The organism is Pseudomonas sp. ef1 (assembly GCF_007293365.2).
In the GTDB taxonomy this organism is placed as follows: domain Bacteria; phylum Pseudomonadota; class Gammaproteobacteria; order Pseudomonadales; family Pseudomonadaceae; genus Aquipseudomonas; species Aquipseudomonas siliginis.
The window spans coordinates 4,179,489-4,197,286 of the sequence record NZ_CM129815.1; the positions used below are offsets into that span (position 1 = coordinate 4,179,489).

14 protein-coding genes are annotated in these 17,798 nt (G+C 58.7%); 3 read left to right on the forward strand and 11 right to left on the reverse strand.

Going from position 1 to position 17,798, the window contains the following annotated elements:
• Positions 1-88: 88 nt before the first annotated feature.
• The 6 genes from FEE99_RS18985 to FEE99_RS19010 form a co-directional block, all read right to left on the reverse strand.
• A complete protein-coding gene (locus FEE99_RS18985; protein ID WP_156115297.1) occupies positions 89-511 on the reverse strand; it encodes an AprI/Inh family metalloprotease inhibitor in 423 nt (140 codons plus the stop codon).
• Between the two features lie 91 nt (positions 512-602).
• Positions 603-2,048 carry a serralysin family metalloprotease gene (locus FEE99_RS18990; RefSeq protein ID WP_041480283.1) on the reverse strand — a complete coding sequence of 482 codons (1,446 nt, stop codon included), beginning with the start codon at positions 2,046-2,048 and terminating at the stop codon, positions 603-605.
• 456 nt (positions 2,049-2,504) lie between these two features.
• Positions 2,505-3,590, reverse strand: a complete 1,086-nt coding sequence (locus tag FEE99_RS18995) for a polyamine ABC transporter substrate-binding protein (protein ID WP_041480282.1) — start codon at positions 3,588-3,590, stop codon at positions 2,505-2,507.
• A gap of 55 nt (positions 3,591-3,645) precedes the next feature.
• Positions 3,646-3,990 (reverse strand): cupin domain-containing protein, encoded by a 345-nt coding sequence (locus FEE99_RS19000; RefSeq protein WP_041480281.1) that lies wholly within the window; start codon positions 3,988-3,990, stop codon positions 3,646-3,648.
• A gap of 31 nt (positions 3,991-4,021) precedes the next feature.
• A complete protein-coding gene (locus FEE99_RS19005; protein ID WP_041480280.1) occupies positions 4,022-5,428 on the reverse strand; it encodes an NAD(P)/FAD-dependent oxidoreductase in 1,407 nt (468 codons plus the stop codon).
• 52 nt (positions 5,429-5,480) lie between these two features.
• Positions 5,481-6,293: a helix-turn-helix domain-containing protein gene (locus FEE99_RS19010; RefSeq protein WP_041480279.1), complete on the reverse strand. Its 813-nt coding sequence runs from the start codon at positions 6,291-6,293 to the stop codon at positions 5,481-5,483.
• Positions 6,294-6,558: 265 nt separating this feature from the next.
• Here FEE99_RS19010 and FEE99_RS19015 point away from each other — a divergent pair, with 265 nt between their 5' ends.
• A complete protein-coding gene (locus tag FEE99_RS19015; protein ID WP_041480416.1) occupies positions 6,559-6,831 on the forward strand; it encodes a DUF1652 domain-containing protein in 273 nt (90 codons plus the stop codon).
• 50 nt (positions 6,832-6,881) lie between these two features.
• Here the strand turns inward: FEE99_RS19015 and FEE99_RS19020 are convergent, their stop codons facing one another.
• Positions 6,882-9,356, reverse strand: coding sequence for a UvrD-helicase domain-containing protein (locus FEE99_RS19020; protein ID WP_041480278.1), 2,475 nt, complete (start codon positions 9,354-9,356; stop codon positions 6,882-6,884).
• A 259-nt stretch (positions 9,357-9,615) separates the two neighbouring features.
• Between FEE99_RS19020 and FEE99_RS19025 the strand changes: the two genes are divergently transcribed.
• On the forward strand, positions 9,616-10,311 hold the full coding sequence (locus FEE99_RS19025) for a pirin family protein (RefSeq protein ID WP_016774845.1): 696 nt from the start codon (positions 9,616-9,618) through the stop codon (positions 10,309-10,311).
• Positions 10,312-10,365: 54 nt separating this feature from the next.
• Here the strand turns inward: FEE99_RS19025 and pgm are convergent, their stop codons facing one another.
• From pgm to FEE99_RS19045, 4 genes are all read right to left on the reverse strand, one after another.
• Positions 10,366-12,012, reverse strand: a complete 1,647-nt coding sequence (pgm, locus tag FEE99_RS19030) for a phosphoglucomutase (alpha-D-glucose-1,6-bisphosphate-dependent) (RefSeq protein WP_041480277.1) — start codon at positions 12,010-12,012, stop codon at positions 10,366-10,368.
• Between the two features lie 108 nt (positions 12,013-12,120).
• Complete coding sequence (locus FEE99_RS19035; protein WP_041480276.1) at positions 12,121-13,521, reverse strand: aminotransferase-like domain-containing protein; 1,401 nt, start codon at positions 13,519-13,521, stop codon at positions 12,121-12,123.
• Positions 13,522-13,570: 49 nt separating this feature from the next.
• On the reverse strand, positions 13,571-15,037 hold the full coding sequence (locus FEE99_RS19040) for a hypothetical protein (RefSeq protein WP_143978917.1): 1,467 nt from the start codon (positions 15,035-15,037) through the stop codon (positions 13,571-13,573).
• A gap of 551 nt (positions 15,038-15,588) precedes the next feature.
• Positions 15,589-16,611 carry a zinc-dependent alcohol dehydrogenase family protein gene (locus FEE99_RS19045; protein WP_041480274.1) on the reverse strand — a complete coding sequence of 341 codons (1,023 nt, stop codon included), beginning with the start codon at positions 16,609-16,611 and terminating at the stop codon, positions 15,589-15,591.
• Positions 16,612-16,881: 270 nt separating this feature from the next.
• Here FEE99_RS19045 and FEE99_RS19050 point away from each other — a divergent pair, with 270 nt between their 5' ends.
• Positions 16,882-17,796: a LysR family transcriptional regulator gene (locus FEE99_RS19050; protein WP_016774850.1), complete on the forward strand. Its 915-nt coding sequence runs from the start codon at positions 16,882-16,884 to the stop codon at positions 17,794-17,796.
• Positions 17,797-17,798 lie beyond the last annotated feature (2 nt).

Here is a 17,798-nt window from a genome sequence, read left to right on the forward strand (position 1 = left end):
TACAATTTCATAACAAGTTGATCGGCTTCGCGGTTATAACGCTCAGTTATTGCAGTACATCAACTTCGCGCAACTACCCAGCCACCGCTTAGTGCCCGACCCGTTCGAGCAAGATAAGCAATTCCGAACTCAACCTGCTTGTATAAGAGCCATCCCCCCGGCGGCTGAAAAAGGCGATTTTCGAACCCTCCTTGCCAGTGATGGCAATGCCATCGGGTTCTGGAAACCAACCAGTCGGGGCTTCGCTCAACCACGCGCCCAGACAATCGGCGCCCTCGCCCAAGGTCTTGTCTGGCGCAAGATCGACAACGCATGTGTTCGACGGTTTGTCTTGCAACGACCGCGTTTCGGGTGTGTCGTTGTGACCGGTCAATGTGGCCTGCCAGCGCCCGGCGAATGCCGAGGGTTCTTCGAGTCTGAGGCTGCTTGCCATGCTTGTCGCTCCGGTCATCATCAGCGTGACTGCCATCAGCCATGCCATCGTCGTGTCAGTTAAAACGTATCGAGTCATAGGAAATTTCACTTCCGCTCGTAGCCTTGCTCGGGGATCAGGCCGATGCAAGCGAAGAAAGCGACGCACGAGGCGCCGCTTTCCTTTCACATCACGCCACGATGTCGCTGGTCGCAGCCTGGCCCACGGTGCTGACGATGAAGTCAGCCACGCCATGCCCGGAGAAATCCACCGACAACAGGCTATTGCCGCCCGACGAGGTCAACACTGCGTCGCCGGCCGAACCGGTGAAGCTGTTGACGAAGTGCAGGCCCGCGCCGTTGGTGATGCCGGTCAGGTCGATTTTGTCCAGACCGCTGACGAAATCGAGGATCTGATCGATCGCACCTGGCTTGGAGTCCGAGCTGGCGGCGAACACGAAAGTGTCCGAACCGGCGCCGCCCCACAGCTTGTCGGCACCGCCAGCGCCGTACAGGATGTCGTTGCCGGCACCGCCCTTCAGCTCGTTGGCCACGCTGTTGCCGATCAACAGATCGCTGCCCGAACCGCCAATCGCGTTCTCGATGACCGCGCCCTTGGCGATCGACACGTTACCGACCATGCCGCCAACGTCGGAGAACGAAGCGCTGTTGAGGTTGATCTTCTGGTTCTGGGTGAAACCGGAGAAATCCAGGGTGTCCTTGCCGCCGGCATCCCACACCGAGAACACCACTTTGTCGCTTGACGACGACGCGCTGAGGAAATCGCGGCCGGTATTGGAGTTGAAGCCGTAGGTGGTGTCGCCGGTGCGGGTGGTGGTGTTGGCGCCGTAGAGTTTCTGGATGGCTGCGATGTCGTCCATCAGCGGGCCGGACGAATAGGCTTCGACGCCGCCCTTGCTGAAGTTCTGGTTGGTGTTGCTCTCGCTCCAGTAACTCATGACGCTGTAGCCACGGGTGTCCTGGCCGTAGGTCGCGTCGTTGTAGGTCGGGTTGCCGTTGCCGGCGTTGTAGTCGCCAGGGTGAGCAAGGCCCAGGGTATGGCCGATTTCGTGGGTCAGGGTCTGACGACCGTAGTTGTTCAGATCCGGGTTCTTGTTCTGCGTGTAACCGCTGTTGATCAAGTACCACGAGGTGCCGTCATAACCGGCGCCGGTCCCCGGCAGATAGGCAAACGCCGCAGCGCCATCCTGGCCACCGCTGTAGTTACCGAAGGTCATGTGCCCGTCGCCGCCCGAGGCTCTCTCGGTGAAGGTGACATTGGCCACATCGGCCCAGGACTGCATGGCGAGCTTGGCCTGCGCCTGTTGCTGCGCGCTGAACTGACTGAACCCGGTGATCCCGTGCTTGTTCATCGTGCTGTTCGAGGCCGAGGTCAGGAACGTATAGGTGAGTTCGATCTTGCCGCTGCCGTCCTTGTCCTGGTAGGCAGCGCCGTCACGCAGCAATTGCGTAGCCGCCTGGTCGACGGAGTACGAGGGTTTGCCATTGACCGTGAGGTTGCCGCCGCGGTCGTACTGATGGCTGAAGCTATTGATCTGGTTGTACGCCGAGCTGAAGGCAGCCAGCTGGAAAGCCTGTTCGGCGGAATCAACAGCATTGGTTTTAACTTTCGACATAAACACACTTCCTTGTTTAGCAATGGAACAGTTTTTGTCCGACAGGACGATCTTTGGCGAGATCGTCCTATCACTCGCCCAATGAAGGCGTAACGAACCTGACACAATTGGAAATCTGTCGTAAAGGATTTTTTTGCGATCCAATTTGGTGGTATCAGGAAACTGCCGTAAACAAAGCGTGCGGGGAGGAAAGATTGTTTTTAGTTGTAGCAAGGGCGCAAATTGTCTGACGATTTTCTATTTAAATATTAAATATCGGTAAGTTTGGATTTGTTGGGCGAGTCACACTTTCGGCCAATGGTGCCAGTGATTTGATATCAACTCTACGACGTCATTCGGACTGTAGGAGCCGACGAGTGCAACGAGGCTGCGATCTTTTGACTTTGACCTTTTGAAGATCAAGATCAAGAGATCGCAGCCTCGTTGCACTCGTCAGCTCCTACAGAGGACGGAGGTTCAGCTGCCGGTACGAATCTTGTTCCAGACCCGCGTCCGGATCCGGTCGATATTCAGCGGCATCGCTTCCAGCGCAAACAGCTTGCCCATCATTTCCGCACTCGGGTAAACCTTGGTGTCGTTCTTGATCGCCGGATCGATGAGCGTGTCCGCCTGTTCGTTGCCATTGGCGTAGTGCACGTAGTTGGTGATGCCGGCCATGACGTCCGGGCGCAGCAGGTAGTTCATGAAGGCGTAGCCGGCCTTTTCGTCCGGTGCGTCGGCGGGCATGGCGACCATGTCGAACCAGATGGCCGCGCCTTCCTTGGGAATCGCATAACCGATCTCGACGCCGTTCTTGGCTTCCTTGGCGCGGTTCTCCGCTTGCAGGATGTCGCCGGAAAAGCCCACCGCTACGCAGATGTCGCCGTTGGCCAGGTCACTGGTGTACTTCGAAGAATGGAAGTAACTGACATAGGGCCGCACTTTCATCAGCAAAGCTTCGGCTTTCTTGTAGTCTTCGGGATTCTTGCTGTGGTGCGGCAGGCCCAGGTAGTTGAGCGCCGCCGGGAGCAGTTCCGGGCCGTTGTCGAGGATCGCCACGCCGCACTTTTGCAGTTTTTCCATGTATTCGGGTTTGAAGATCAGATCCCAGGAATCCACCGGCGCGTTGTCGCCCAGCACCGCTTTGACCTTGGCGATGTTGTAGCCGATGCCAGTGCTGCCCCACAGGTACGGAAAGCCGTGCTCGTTGTTCGGGTCGTTGGTCTGCAAGGCCTTGAGCAGCGCCGGGTTGAGGTTCTTCCAGTTCGGCAACTGACTCTTGTCGAGTTTCTTCAGCGCCCCACCCTGAATCTGCCGCGCCATGAAGTGGTTCGACGGGAACACCACGTCGTAACCGGATTTGCCGGTCATCAATTTGCCGTCAAGGGTTTCGTTGCTGTCGTAGACGTCGTAGGTGACGCCGATGCCCGTGTCTTTCTGGAAATTCTTCGTGGTGTCCGGGGCGATGTAGTCAGACCAGTTGTAGACCTTGACCGTCTCGGCCGCGTGACTGACGGAAGCGGCCAGCAGCAGCGGCGCCAATGCGAGGGTTTTCTGGATCATGGGGCGATTCCTGTATGGGCTTTTTTTGTTGGCAGGCAATCAAAGGATCGAACAATCAGAAAATCAGCACGTAGCTCTTGCGCACGGTTTCCTGGATATCCCAGATCCCGAGCGTGTTGGCTGGCAACATCAGTGCGTCGCCGCCTTGTATGTGCAGGGTTTCGCCGCCACCGTCGGGGGTGAAGGTGCAGCGCCCGGAAATGAAATGGCAGAACTCCTGCGCGGTGATCTGCCGCCGCCAGCGGCCCGGGGTGCATTCCCAGACGCCGGTTTCAACGCCGTCATCGCGCTCGACGCTGGTGGTCGAGGCAATTGCGACGGGCTCGCCGAGGGGCACGGCGACCGGGCTGGATTCATCGAGCTCCAGCGTGGCTGTGTTCTTGAATTGGGTGATGCTCATGGCGTGACCTGTTTGTTGAGGGAAACGGCGGTTAGTGCATGAAACTTTCCATGAATCCGGCGACTTGGCTGGCGAGCTTGCGCCGCCAGGGCGCGGTCGCCGGATTGGCCAGCGTCTGGTCTTCATGCACGAAGCTTTTGATGATCGCGTTGTAACCGAGCCAACGGCATGGCTCCGGTTCCCAGGCACGCAGCGCATGAATGCCACCGTCGGGCAGGACCCACGGTTGTTGGGTCAGCTCGCTGTCGCGCTCAAGAATCAGATCGGCCAGGGTGCGCCCGCCAAGGTTGCTGGCGCCGACGCCCTCGCCGCCGTAACCGCCCGATAGCGCGATGCCGTTGGCGCGGTCGCAGAGCATGTGCGGTTTGAAATGCCGCGACATGCCGAGGTTGCCGCCCCAGGCGTGGGTGATCTGCACATTTTTCAGCTGCGGGAACAGTTCGCCGAACAGATAGCGGCGCAACTCGACTTCATCGCGAGTGAGGTTGAAGTCATGGCGCAGCTTGCCGGCGAACTGATAGCCGCCACGGGCGCCGAAAATCAGGCGGTTGTCGGCACTGCGCTGGCCATAGGTGACTTGACGGCTGAACTCACTGAAGGCCTGGCCGCGATTCAGGCCGATTTCGTCCCAGGTCGCGGCGGACAGCGGCTCGGTGGCGACGATCAGGCTTTGCACCGGCAACTGATAGCGACCAAGCGGCGGCAACGTCACCGAATAGCCTTCCACAGCCGGGACGATCCAACGGCTGCGCACGCTGGCCTTGGCGGTGCGCAAACTGCCAGTTTGCCAGTGGGTAACCGGGCTGTTTTCGTAGATTTTCACGCCCATGTTCTGCACGGTACGCGCCAGGCCACGGACCAGTTTCGCTGGGTGAATGGTCGCGACATGGGGGGCGAAGATGCCGCCGTAGGGCTTGGCCACGCGGATCTGCTGAGCCAGTTGATCGGGACTCAGCCAGCGGTAATCGTCGTCAGTCAGGCCTTGGGCATGCAGCTTGCTCAGGTAATCGCGCAGAACGGTTTCCTGCTCTGGGTAGCGCGCGGCACAATAAAGCACCCCGCCCTTGCGGTAATCGCAGTCGATGCCTTCGCGTTCAACGACGATCTCCACTTCATCGGGGATGCTGTGCAGCAGATCAAACGAAGCCCTGCGCTGCTGCGGCGATAAGCCTGCGAGCAAGCGATCCTCGCCCAGCAAGTTACCCATCAGCCAGCCGCCATTGCGTCCGGACGCACCGAACCCGGCGGTTTGCGCCTCGATGATGGCGATATCCAGGCCGGGCGCCTGTTTTTTCAGGTAGTACGCCGTCCACAGTCCGGTGTAACCGGCGCCGATGATCGCCACGTCGACATCCAGATCCCGCTCCAACGCGGGCCGCGCCAATAGCGGCTCATCGAGCTGATCCATCCACAAACTGATCGTGCGCCACGCCGACATGCCAGACTCCGCCACTGAAAACCTTCGATGGCGTCGATCCTAGTGGCTGCCTTCAGTGGATGTCTTGCGCGCGTGCCCGCAGAGAAATTTGTTTGGCGTAGGCCTTGGGCGACTGGCCGGTGTGCTCGCGAAAGCATTTGTAAAACGCCGACAGCGAATTGAAACCGGCGGCAAACGCCAGCTCGTCGACGCGCAATGGCGGTGCGGCGCTGTCCAGTGCACGCAGCAAATGCTGCAGGCGCGCCTGGTTGACGTAGCGATAAAAGCTTTGCCCGAGTACCTGATTGAGCAGATAGGAAATCTGATTGCGGCTGTACCCGCACTCCTTCGCCACCCTTTGCAGGTCAAGCTCAGGGTCCAGATAAGGCTGCTGCTTTTCGAAATACTGCTGCAGGTCTTCGGCCATGAAGCTCAGTTGGCGCGGTGACAGACCGAGACGACTGACCGCCGGACGGCTCGGTGCCGAACTGCCGTTGGTTTGGGTACGCACCAGCGAGGCGTATTCATTGACGCGCCATATCAGGCCGTCCTTGACCGTGATCGCTTCGCTGGAACGGAACGACACCAAACCATCGCCGCCACGCAAGGTCACTTCGTACTGAATGAACGCGGTATTGCCATCCACCCGAATGCGGTCGCAATGCTCGAGCAGTTCGTCGGATTCTCGCGGCATGCTCACGCGCACGTACTCGCGCAACTCATTAAGACCGAGTACACGGTTCTGAAAGAAATCGCTGTACTGGATATCGGCGTGATAAAGCGCCATGACGCTGTCCAGATCCCGGTGTTTCCAGCTCAGGTGATAGCGCATGACCGTGGCGGCCGTGGCCTGGGTCTGTTCTGGGCCGTCGTCATCGGCGTGCATAAGCGGCTCGGCGAAAAAGAACCGAGCTTGCCCAACTTCCTCTGCCGCTTCAATGAAAAATCCATGGTGGCGTTTTGGCGATAATCGATGAGCCAGTGACTTACATCAAAAAATGCGAATCAATCGCTAAACGGACTGAAAAAACTCACAGTTTTTTCACACACGGATGCTACTTTTAAAGCTCAAGCACTGGTTGAGCCAATGAAGGCTCTTCCCACCTAACATGAGCAAAAGGAAGCGCTCGATGAAGCAGGCGGGCAACACCATGAATAAAGGGTTCAGCAAAGTCACCTTTCCAAACGCTTGCCAGCTGATGCGCTGGCATTTTCATCCCATGGGTTTCGAGGCGACGATGGATGCGCCGGGCAGCCTGATCGCCCGTCTGTTTGATCGTGCCAGCGGCGAAACCATGATCGCCATCGCTGGCATTCCCTGCGCAACGGTGATGAACGCGGCGGACGTCGAGCGCATCATCGAGGCCATCGAAGATGAGCTGGAAGCTTTCACTCCTCCGGAATCTCTCAAGAACTACGCATAAACGACTGATTTAAAACAAAAAGCCCGCAGCGATGCGGGCTTTTTTATTGATCAGGCGCTGGCCTTCTCGGTTCGATGATCGACGAAGAACGGCTTGCCCTTGGCAACTCGATTCGATGCCCTCGGCATATTTACCGCTTGGGTTTCCTGCGGTTCGACGTACCAGTAGCAATGGCTGACGGCGCGCGTGATACCAACGTAGGCAAGGCGCAGGATTTCGTCTTTTTGCGCATTGTCGTACGGCTCGCTATCGCCACTTTTGCCCAATCCCGCCATGCGATACACCTGGTTCTTGTACGGAGAACTGGTCAGATGCTGGCAATCACCCAGCAGAAATACTGCATCAGCCTGCAAGCCTTTGGCGCTGTGATAGGTCAGCTGTTTCAGCCGCCGAGCCTCATAGGGCAAGCTCGAATCCACATTAAGTACAGGCTGAATATGCTGCTCTATCAATAACTTATCGCTGCTTTTTCGATAAAGCATCAGGATTGAATCTCCCCGCCGGTAATGCTCGGCCAGGCGCTGCCCCAACGCTTCATCGTCACGCTCAAGCACGTTGACCGGGTGAAGCGGCTTGGGCTCACCACTGGCCTTGGCCTTCTTGCCTGCGATCGCCGGCGCTGCACGGACAATGTGCTCGGCTGCGTCGATGATGTGCTGATGGCTGCGATAGTTGTCACTGAGCATGACCCGCGTGGTGCTTGGCGACGGAAACTCCTTGTTGAACTCCATGAAGTAACTCGGAGAACTGCCGCGCCAGCCGTAAATCGACTGCCAGTCATCACCCACACACAGCAACGATGAACGCTGTGCCCCACGCCCAACGTGCATGGCCGGGCCACGGCTGCGGATTTCATTGAGGCTGGCGCGAATCCACGAAACGATTTGCGGAGAGACGTCCTGGAATTCGTCGATCATCAAATGCGCCATCGGCCGCAGCAACTCATCGCTGAGCAGCTTGAGGTTTTCCGGCGAGTGTTCGCTGAACAGCGCGAACATGCGGTTGTAGGTCATGACTGGCGGTTTCTGATCCAGCAGGTGATCTTCAAATGCGCGCCAGAACAGGCTCAGGGCCTCAAAGAAAAAACGATCAGGATCGTCCTTGGCGAAGCTCATCCGGCTGACCGCGTCCGGCACATCCAGGCCGAGGTTTTCGATGAAGCCCGCCGCGGCGACAAAACAGTCCAGCAATGGCGCGGATGCCAGCTCGCCCTTGACCTTGTAATCAAATCCGGGACCGGCGCTAGCATCTCCGGCCAACGTCGCAAGAACGCGCCTGGATGACTCGTAACTATCCAGCCATATCAATGGCTTACGGCAGAAAGCTTGAAACAGGGTGCGCTTGACCGCCCATTCTGCGCGGACATTCAGCTTGGCGTTGGGTCGGGTTAGCTGGGCGTTTTCCCTGGGATCAAAGCCGAGCACCACCCAGGCATCGAGACTGGGAATATAGCCGTGAGCGTGGAAACGCGAGCCGTTGATTTCAAACGTTTGCCGACTCGGCTCAATGCCTTGGATAGGCCACGCACCGGCGCGAAACCACAGATCCTCGATGACATCGCAGAGCTCTTCATCGCGCTTGGCCGCCAGTTCGGTGACCGCCATGCGTTTCTGCACATCGGGATGATCGCGCTCCAGTTCCTTTAATTGCAAACCCGCGCGGGACAGCGGCTGGATCAATTGGCGGAAACGCTCATCCTCGTTGAACAAGCGGTGGTAGCAGGCATTGAGTTGCTGTCGTTGCGCGTCGTTGATCCGCAGGTCAAACGGATTGCTGTCGACCTCCTCTGCGCCACTTTGCGGGCGGTCGCTGAGGTTTTCGAAGGCCTGCAAGCGCTCGAAACCCGGCAGGCTGCGCACCATCGGCAGGATGCGCGAGTGGAAGGTTCGCACCAGTTCGCGCGCCTGCTTGAGGTTCAACGGCTGACCCCACAGCGTGAATATTTCGATGAGCTTGTTGATGAAGTCCTTGCGCGATTCACGGGTGAAGGTCACCACGGTCATCGAATCCAGCTCAAAACCCAGATAATGGCTGAGCAACAGTATGCGCAGCACCAACGTGGTCGACTTGCCGGCGCCCGCACCGGCGACCACCGAGGTGGACGGCGTATCGCTGAAGATCATTTTCCATTGCGCGGCGCTGGGCTGGGCGTGGGCCGGGAGCAAACGAGCGACGTCAGCCTTGATGCGTTTTTTCAATTCGGCGGTGAGCGGCAGGCGCCAGTCATCGAACAGGTTGTTATCGACGATGGGTGGCCGATGCTCGGTGTTGCGGCTGTCGCGAATCAGCAGCACCTGACGGCCCTCTTCCAGCCCCTCGAGCTTGCCTTCCTTGAAGCCGTACTCGACGCCGGCTGTGTGGCCACTGCGAAATCCGTCAGCTTGCCCGTGCAGCCACGATGCCCGGTGCTGCGCGCGCAGCTTGGTCAACCCGTGACCAAAGAATCGCGCGGCCAGACGCTTGAACCAGGGCATCTCGGCCAGTGGACGAAGTTCAGGGGGAAGATCGGGGGTGTGATGCGCCACGCTGACGGACTCCAGGGTGTGAGGCTGTGGCGGCTATGGTGTCTGGATTTGCTGATGAGTTCTAGCGAAATGCTTACAGGTCATCGGTTTAGGCGACGAATTGAAAGTCGGATGAGACGATTTTGAGGCAAATTCCTATCAAATAACCTGATCATGATGCGGCAGTTTTTGCGCTTTTTATCGATGATTGGCTGATAGATGATCGTCGTCATCAACCACGGGGCCCGCCCCCTGACGAACCTAATTTAAGGAGACGATCATGCTTGAACTCAGACCCTTCAGCTCGCTGGGCGGCGCCCATCATGGCTGGCTGGACGCGCATCACCACTTTTCGTTTGCCGAATACTACGATCCGCAGCGGATGAGCTGGGGCAACTTACGCGTGTGGAACGACGACATCATCGCCGCAGGCACCGGTTTCCCGCAGCATCCGCACCGCGACATGGAAATCATCACTTACGTGCGAGAAGGTGCCATCACGCACCAGGACAATTTGGGCAACAAGGGCCGCACCGAAGCTGGTGATGTACAAGTGATGAGTGCCGGCACCGGCATCGCCCACAGCGAGTACAACCTCGAAGACAAGGAAACCAAGATCTTCCAGATCTGGATTCTGCCGACCGAAACCGGTGCGCCGCCGTCGTGGGGAGCCAAGCCGTTTCCCAAAGGCGAGCGCGAAGGTTTTGTCACCTTGGCCAGCGGCAAAGACGGCGACGATGAGAGCCTGCACATTCGCGCCAATGCGCGCCTGGTGGCGGCGAACATCAAGGCCGGTGAAACCGCCGAATACCGGCTCGACGAAGGGCGTCGCGCCTATCTGGTTCCGGCCACTGGCGTGATCGAGGTCAATGGCTTGCGTGCCCAAGCGCGTGACGGTGTGGCGGTAGCCCATGAGCAAGTGCTGACGGTCACGGCGATCGAGGACAGCGAGATCGTATTGGTCGACCTGGCTTGATCGGCAGGCAATAAAAAAGGGCAACCATTACGGTTGCCCTTTTTCATGTGCGCATCATTTGCTGGAAATGGCGCCATCTACCAAAGTTTGCGCCTCGGCCACCAGTTGCTTGAGGTGGTCGTCGCCAAGGAAGCTTTCGGCGTAGATCTTGTAGATGTCTTCAGTGCCCGAAGGACGCGCGGCGAACCAGCCGTTTTCGGTCATGACTTTCAGACCGCCAATGGCCTGATCGTTACCCGGTGCATGGCTGAGGATGCTCTGGATCTTCTCGCCTGCCAGCTCGGTCGAGGTGACCTGCTCCGGCGCCAGCTTGCTCAGCAGTGCCTTCTGCTCAGGGTTGGCCTTGGCGTCGACGCGTACCGAGAACGGCTCGCCCAGTTCGTCGGTCAGCGCGCGGTAGGCCTGGCTTGGATCGCGCCCGGTGCGCGCCGTCATTTCGGCGGCGAGCAAGGCAGGAATCAGACCGTCCTTGTCGGTGCTCCATACGCCGCCATCCTTGCGCAGGAACGAGGCGCCAGCACTCTCTTCACCGCCAAAACCCAGCGAGCCATCGAACAGGCCATCGGCGAACCACTTGAAACCGACCGGCACTTCGTACAGGCGACGGCCCAGGCGCTTGGCCACGCGGTCGATCAGGCCGCTGCTGACCACGGTTTTGCCCACGGCGGCATCAGCGCGCCATTGCGGACGGTTCTGGAACAGGTAGTCGATGGATACCGCCAGATAGTTGTTCGGCGCGAGCAAACCACCGGACGGCGTGACGATGCCGTGGCGGTCGTGATCCGGGTCGCAGGCAAACGCCACGTCGAAGCGCTCTTTCAGGCCAATCAGGCCCTGCATCGCGTGGCTGGACGACGGATCCATACGGATTTGGCCGTCCCAGTCGACGGTCATGAAACGGAACGTTGAATCGACCTGTTTATTCACCACTTCCAGGTCGAGACGGTAGTGTTCGGCAATGGCCGACCAATAGCGCACCCCTGCTCCGCCCAGCGGATCGACACCCAGACGCAGCTTGGCGTCGCGGATGGCATCGAAGTCGATGACGTTGATCAGGTCGGCGACATAGGTGTTCAGGTAATCATGGCGATGGGTCGTGCTGGCCTTGAGCGCCTGCTCGTAGCTGATGAGTTTAACCCCGACCAGTTTGTTCGCCAGCAGCTCGTTGGCCTTGGCTTCGATCCACTTGGTGATGTGGGTATCGGCCGGGCCACCGTTGGTTGGGTTGTATTTGTAGCCACCGCTTTGTGGCGGGTTGTGCGACGGCGTGATGACGATACCGTCCGCCAGGCCGGAGGTACGGCCGCGGTTGTAGCAGAGAATGGCGTGGGAAACTGCCGGGGTCGGCGTGTACTCATCGCCTTGGGCGATCATCACGGTGACGCCGTTGGCGGCGAGGACTTCCAGTGCGCTGGCGCCGGCCGGGGTCGACAATGCATGGGTGTCGATGCCGACAAACAGCGGGCCGGTGATGCCCTGGGCTTCGCGATACAGGCAGATCGCCTGGCTGATGGCCAGAACGTGCCATTCGTTGAAACTCAAATCGAACGAACTGCCGCGGTGGCCGGAGGTGCCGAACGCCACTCGCTGGGTAGAAATCGATGCATCAGGCTGGCCGGTGTAATAGGCCGTAACCAGTCGCGGGATGTCGACCAACAGTTCTGCCGGTGCCGGTTTGCCCGCAAAAGGACTGAGTGTCATGCAAAAACCTCTGAAATCGGAGTGGTTCAGGAAATGCTGCGCAGTTTACTGGCAGTTTGACCACTGTGCGACGGGATGTATCCGAAACTCGCCCGATGTTTTTTAACGTTATTGGCCGGGCGACAGGCGCAAGGCATCGCCGAGCAAGCCGATGACACTCGGCAAATCCCGCTCGCCATGGTTTAGCGCGCTCAAACGCAGATGATCCGCATGCAAGCCCTGCAGACTGAACAGCTCGCCCGGTGCGACGATGATCTGTTGCTTGAGCAGGCGGTGAAAGACGCTTGCCATGTCGACCGGGCGTAACGAACGTACCCACACCGTCGCCCCGCCCGGCGGCTCGCCAATCTGCAGGGTATCGCCCAGGCGTTCGCGCAGTGTCTGGATCAACACGGCTCGCCGCTCACCCAGCATCCGCCGCAACACGGATAAATGCTGATCAAGCCGTCCGCCATTCAACAGCCGCGCAATTGCCTTCTGGCGAATGGGCGACAAGCGAAACGCCCGCAGCAGAAAATGGCGCTGCAATTCCTCGCGCCAGTGACGCGACAAGACAAAGCCGAATGGTGCTTCGGCGCCGATGAATTTCTCGAAAGTGGAAAACACCAGCAGACGATCAGGATCGAGCCAACTGCGCAAACGCTGCGAATCATTGCGCTCGTCAAGCTCGCTGTAGCAGTCGTTTTCCAGTACCCAGACGCCATGATGATTGAGCAACTGCGCCGTGGCCTGCTGACATTCGCGAGTGAAACCGTTGCCTTGGGGCATGCTCAGCACGGAAGACAGCAGGATCAAACGAACCGGCTCGTTCTTCAGCAGTGATTCGAGTGACGACAGATCGAGCACGCCTCGGGCAAGCAATGGCCACTCGATCACGCGTACTCCGCACGACTCAAGCAGGCGCAGGATGACCCAGTCGCACGGTGATTCGACAATCACGGTGGCCTGACGCAATCCAAGCACCGAAATCAGAATCTCCAGGACCCCGCGCAGATCAGCCCCGATATAAATGTCATCGGCGTGCCAGAAGTGCTCTGTCGAGCTGGTATACCGCGCCGCCAGCGCAACCCGCAGTTCCAGTTCACCGCAAGGCTGCACGAATGTCTGCAACTGACGCGGGTATTGACGCAAAAGCTCACGTTCCGAGGTCAGCAACGGACTGTCCAAAGGTTGCAGCGAGGCCGGTTCGTCAGCACTCAACACACACATCCCGGGACGCCTGGCGTTGACGTACAGGGTCTCCAGCAGGTCATTGCCGTTGCCGGGTGCATCCATGCTGAACTGCGCTTGCGCGTAATACCCTGACTTGGCGATCGAATAGACCCGGCCTTCCTTTTCCAGAAGCGAATAGGCGTATTGCACCGTTGAGATGGAGACATTCAGCCGGTCCGCCAGTTGTCGCAAGGAAGGCATGCGTACCGCCCCACCACCTCCGGCAGCATCAATCAGCGTTGTCAGATATCGATAAACTGCCTGATAAACAAAGTCGTTGTCCCGCGCGCCCTTCACACCCTCATTTCCGTAGATATTGGTTCACAATCCAGGCTCTGGCTCACCGTCAGCGTTCCGTCGACCGCTCGAACGGCGCAGCCGAACGCGCCTCGTCCGAACCCGAACTCTCCGAGGAGAATTGCGCAGGTGCATCAATCTGCACAGGACCCATCGCATACAGGCGGTTCAACAGCCTGACTGGCAAGCCGCTGACTTCCGTCAGCCACTTCATCACCTGCTCAGGTGCGTGCAGACCCTGCATGGCGCGGTGCAGGTCCGGCATGGCGACCAGCATGCCGGGATGACAGTTGCGCAGGAAGCGTTCGAGACCTTTGCCGTTGTCGATGAACGGCGCAAACAGCAGGCACGCCAACTGCGTTTCGGTCAATCCGAAACCATTGCTGAGGTAATCCTCGGCAAGCATCCGCAGTTGTTCTGGCCCGCCGGCGTTGTCGTAGCTGGCCAGCAAGTGCTCGCAGACGGGCTCGGCAACCTGCTTTCGCCGCATGTCGGCCAGCGTGTGCCGGACGTAATCGTCGATGCCCGCCTCATAGGCGCGCCCTTCGATGAACCGTGCATACAACCCTCGCACGTGTGCCGAGATCAGAGGATCAGCAAACACCGCTTCGCCCTGGTACAGCGCCAGATCATCAGGTTCATAACCGAGAAACTCGCCCAACAGCGGCCAGCGGTCCTCGAGCTTGCCGACCATCATGTTGTTGATGTCGATAAAACTGGTGCGCCGGCAGGCTTCGAATTCACCTTCCGGCCGCCACACGGTCCGGTCATCATCGGCACGCAGTTCCCGGTAAAAGTCGTCACCGAGCTCGTCGAGCAGAGGAAAAAGCGTTTCGAATCCGGCATTGACCAGGCCAGGAGCCGGTATTGCCACTCGCTGCATCGCGCGGTTCAGGCCTTCGAGGAAATGCTGCTGACTGCCTTTGGTTTCGGTGCTGATCATGGCGTCGACGCCGTTGTTCCAGCGCGCGATCTGGCTGTAGTACTCGGCCGTCGCCAGGTAGGCGTCATCCCATAATTCAGGTGTTTCCAGCCAGGTGCGACAGTGCCCCACCAGCAGCAGATTGACCCGGCTGGCCTCGCGCCCTTCATTGCTGACAGGCGTGCGATGGTCGAACGGCAGGACCTCGCGGTTATCCACCATCAGCACCTCGACCCGCGGATCGTCATAAAGGAATAGCGCGCTGTAGCTGCGATGCAGGTTTTGCAGGGCGAGCGGGCTGTCGCCATTCCAGCGCAGGGAAGCCACGCGCAGCTGAAAGGTCGCCGGAGCACGGCCGGCAATGGTCAGCTGAGCGGCCCGGAGCAAGGCCAGGGTATAGCAGCCGTCCCGCAGGCCGGACTGAGGCACCAGCACCTTGAACTGCCCGATGTTTTCCATGCCGCCAGCGGCCACCACCAAGCGCTGTATCAGCAATTGCAAAGCCGTGCGCTCGGCTCGGGAAAAGAAACTCAGCAAACGCTGCAATACTTGCTGATAGACATAGTTCATTGCCTGATCATGGATCGTGCTCATCGGTATTTACCCGGTATCAAAAGTTTCATGCCGCGCAGACATGACAGTAGGCGCGCGGCAATTGGATCAATAAGTAATAGACGCTGAAATGCTAACACTTACAAAGTTGTAGTTATTTGAAACACTTCACCTGAACAAAGCCTTCCAGACGCCAGGCTTGACGCTCAACCACCCGTATTCATTGGCCTTTCGCCACTCAACAATGTTCTGAGGAAACTTCCCACAACGTCCCACGCCAAATCATTACAAGAAAAAGAGAAGCAACTTCCGAATCGCCCTACAGCAATTAAACAGAAATTGACGAAGCCAGCTGAGCCAGCCATTTGATATTGCCTCGGACAAATTGAATGCACAGCCATAGCTCATTCCTTGAGATGAAAGTAATCATTCAATTATCAGTGCTTATAGTGTGATTAGAAGATACAGATGAACGGCAAAAACCAGTTCAGTTGCTGAAAAGGCCAATGCGTCGATATTGGGGAGGGTTTACTGACAGCGGAGGGTATAAACAGAAAAGAGTCCGTGGGGGCCACGGACTCTGATGATCGGATTTACGCGGTTTCCACTTGCAGGGCCACTCGCTCGCGGCATGGGCATTCGTCCATGTAGCGATGTGCTTCGACGAACTCGTTGAACGGGAATACACGAGTCTTGAGCGGCAAAAGCACGCGGTCAGCGGTCAACTGGTTGATGTCACGCAGAGCACGCTGCAGAGCGACGTGGTCCTGGACAATGCCCAGCTCCGGCTTGCCGGTGAAGTTGCCGATGCAGTGCACAAAGAACTGAATGTTCTTCTGGAACGCTGCACACGCCGGGAATGGGGTCTGGTTACCACCTTGCAGCCCGTACAGCACCAGACTGCCGCGTGGCGCCAGCACATCGCCGAGCAACGACATCTGCGGGCCGCCAAGACCATCGAACACCACATCGACGCCGCGGTTGTCGGTGATCTTGTTGATGCGCATCAACAGATCTTCCTCTTCGGTGACGATGACCTTCTCCGCACCGAGGGACAGCAGGTACTCCCGCTCCTCCGCCGATTTGGTCGCCGCGATCACTCGCACACCCAGCGCTTTGCCCAATTGCACAAACGACGGGCCGGCGCAGTGGCTGGCGTCGGTCACCAGCGCAAATTGACCGGGTTTGACCCGTGCCAGATCGGCATAAGCGAAGTAGGCGATCAGCAGCGGCGTGTAATGCACGCTCGCTTCGATCGGGCTGAGCACATCCGGATAACGGGTCAGCGCCGTGCGCGGCAGGACGATAGACTCGCCGTACACCGGATAGTCGTTCGGGCTTTCCGCCGGAAAACTGGCCACTTTGTCGCCGACGGACAGGTCGTCAACATCAGCGCCCACCGCAGTGACCACGCCAGCCATTTCATGACCGAGGCCCGAAGGCAGACGCGCCTGGGACGACGCCAGATTCTGGCGCCACAGGGTGTCGTACCAACTGATGCCGATTGCCTCGACACGCACCTGCACTTCGCCAGGACCTGGCTGAGCAGCCGCATGCTCTTCGCATTTGAGCACCTCGGCCGGACCAAACTTGTGAAAACGGATCGTGCGGGACATCGCAAACCTCGTCAAAGTAACCTCTAATGCCATGAACTCTATCTGGGCTTTGGACCCAAGACCATCAGTGGCTATTAATAGTCGACATGCCTGTCATTGATTCCGCATCAAGGGCGGCATTGGCAAAATCCATGAAAAAAGGCCTGCCACCGTCGCAGTAAAGCTGAATTTTCCGGTGCAGAGTACCAGCCTTTCCCCGTAAGATTCATGCCGGCCATTGTTCTCATATGGTCGCCCTCGTCAAGTTTGATGACTCTGCCAGGACTCCAGATGAATCGTAATGACCTGCGTCGTGTCGACCTGAACCTGCTGATCGTGTTCGAAACATTGATGCACGAACGCAGTGTGACTCGGGCCGCGGAAAAATTGTTCCTCGGCCAACCGGCTATCAGTGCGGCCTTGTCGCGCCTGCGCAGCCTGTTTGACGATCCCTTGTTTGTCCGCACCGGCCGCAGCATGGAACCTTCCGCGCGCGCGGTGGAAATCTTCGCCCTGCTCTCGCCTGCCCTTGATTCGATCTCGACCGCCGTCAGTCGTGCCGCCGATTTTGATCCGGCGACCAGCACCTCGGTGTTTCGCATCGGTTTGTCCGACGACGTCGAATTCGCGCTGCTGCCCATGCTGCTCAAACGTCTGCGCGCCGAAGCACCGGGCATTGTCCTCGTGGTACGGCGGGTCAATTACATCCTGATGCCGGGCCTGCTGGCCTCCGGCGAGATTTCGATCGGCGTCAGCTACACCACCGACCTGCCGGCCAACGCCAAGCGCAAGGTCCTGCGCCGCAGCGCACCGAAGCTGCTGCGCGCCGACACCGTGCCGGGGCCGCTGAGCCTGGACGACTACTGCGCCCGACCGCATGCACTGGTGTCGTTCGCTGGCGACCTCAGTGGTTTCGTCGATGAAGAACTGGAGAAACTCGGACGCAAACGGCACGTGGTGCTGGCGGTACCGCAGTTCAACGGACTGGGCACGCTGCTGGCGGGCACCGATATCGTCGCGACCGTGCCGGATTACACGGCTGAGGCACTGACGGCGGCTGGAGGGCTTCGTGCTGAAGATCCGCCGCTGCCGACGCGGACCTTTGAATTGCACATGGCATGGCGTGGGTCGCAGGATAACGACCCGGGAGAGCGGTGGTTAAGGTCGCGGATTCAGATGTTTTTTGGAGATCCGGATAGTCTTTAGGA

Coding starts and splice junctions, on each gene's coding strand:
- FEE99_RS18985 (WP_156115297.1), bottom strand. CDS start 511: ATGACTCGATACGTTTTAACTGACACGACGATGGCATGGCTGATGGCA.
- FEE99_RS18990 (WP_041480283.1), bottom strand. CDS start 2,048: ATGTCGAAAGTTAAAACCAATGCTGTTGATTCCGCCGAACAGGCTTTC.
- FEE99_RS18995 (WP_041480282.1), bottom strand. CDS start 3,590: ATGATCCAGAAAACCCTCGCATTGGCGCCGCTGCTGCTGGCCGCTTCC.
- FEE99_RS19000 (WP_041480281.1), bottom strand. CDS start 3,990: ATGAGCATCACCCAATTCAAGAACACAGCCACGCTGGAGCTCGATGAA.
- FEE99_RS19005 (WP_041480280.1), bottom strand. CDS start 5,428: ATGTCGGCGTGGCGCACGATCAGTTTGTGGATGGATCAGCTCGATGAG.
- FEE99_RS19010 (WP_041480279.1), bottom strand. CDS start 6,293: ATGCACGCCGATGACGACGGCCCAGAACAGACCCAGGCCACGGCCGCC.
- FEE99_RS19015 (WP_041480416.1), top strand. CDS start 6,559: ATGAATAAAGGGTTCAGCAAAGTCACCTTTCCAAACGCTTGCCAGCTG.
- FEE99_RS19025 (WP_016774845.1), top strand. CDS start 9,616: ATGCTTGAACTCAGACCCTTCAGCTCGCTGGGCGGCGCCCATCATGGC.
- pgm (WP_041480277.1), bottom strand. CDS start 12,012: ATGACACTCAGTCCTTTTGCGGGCAAACCGGCACCGGCAGAACTGTTG.
- FEE99_RS19040 (WP_143978917.1), bottom strand. CDS start 15,037: ATGAGCACGATCCATGATCAGGCAATGAACTATGTCTATCAGCAAGTA.
- FEE99_RS19045 (WP_041480274.1), bottom strand. CDS start 16,611: ATGTCCCGCACGATCCGTTTTCACAAGTTTGGTCCGGCCGAGGTGCTC.
- FEE99_RS19050 (WP_016774850.1), top strand. CDS start 16,882: ATGAATCGTAATGACCTGCGTCGTGTCGACCTGAACCTGCTGATCGTG.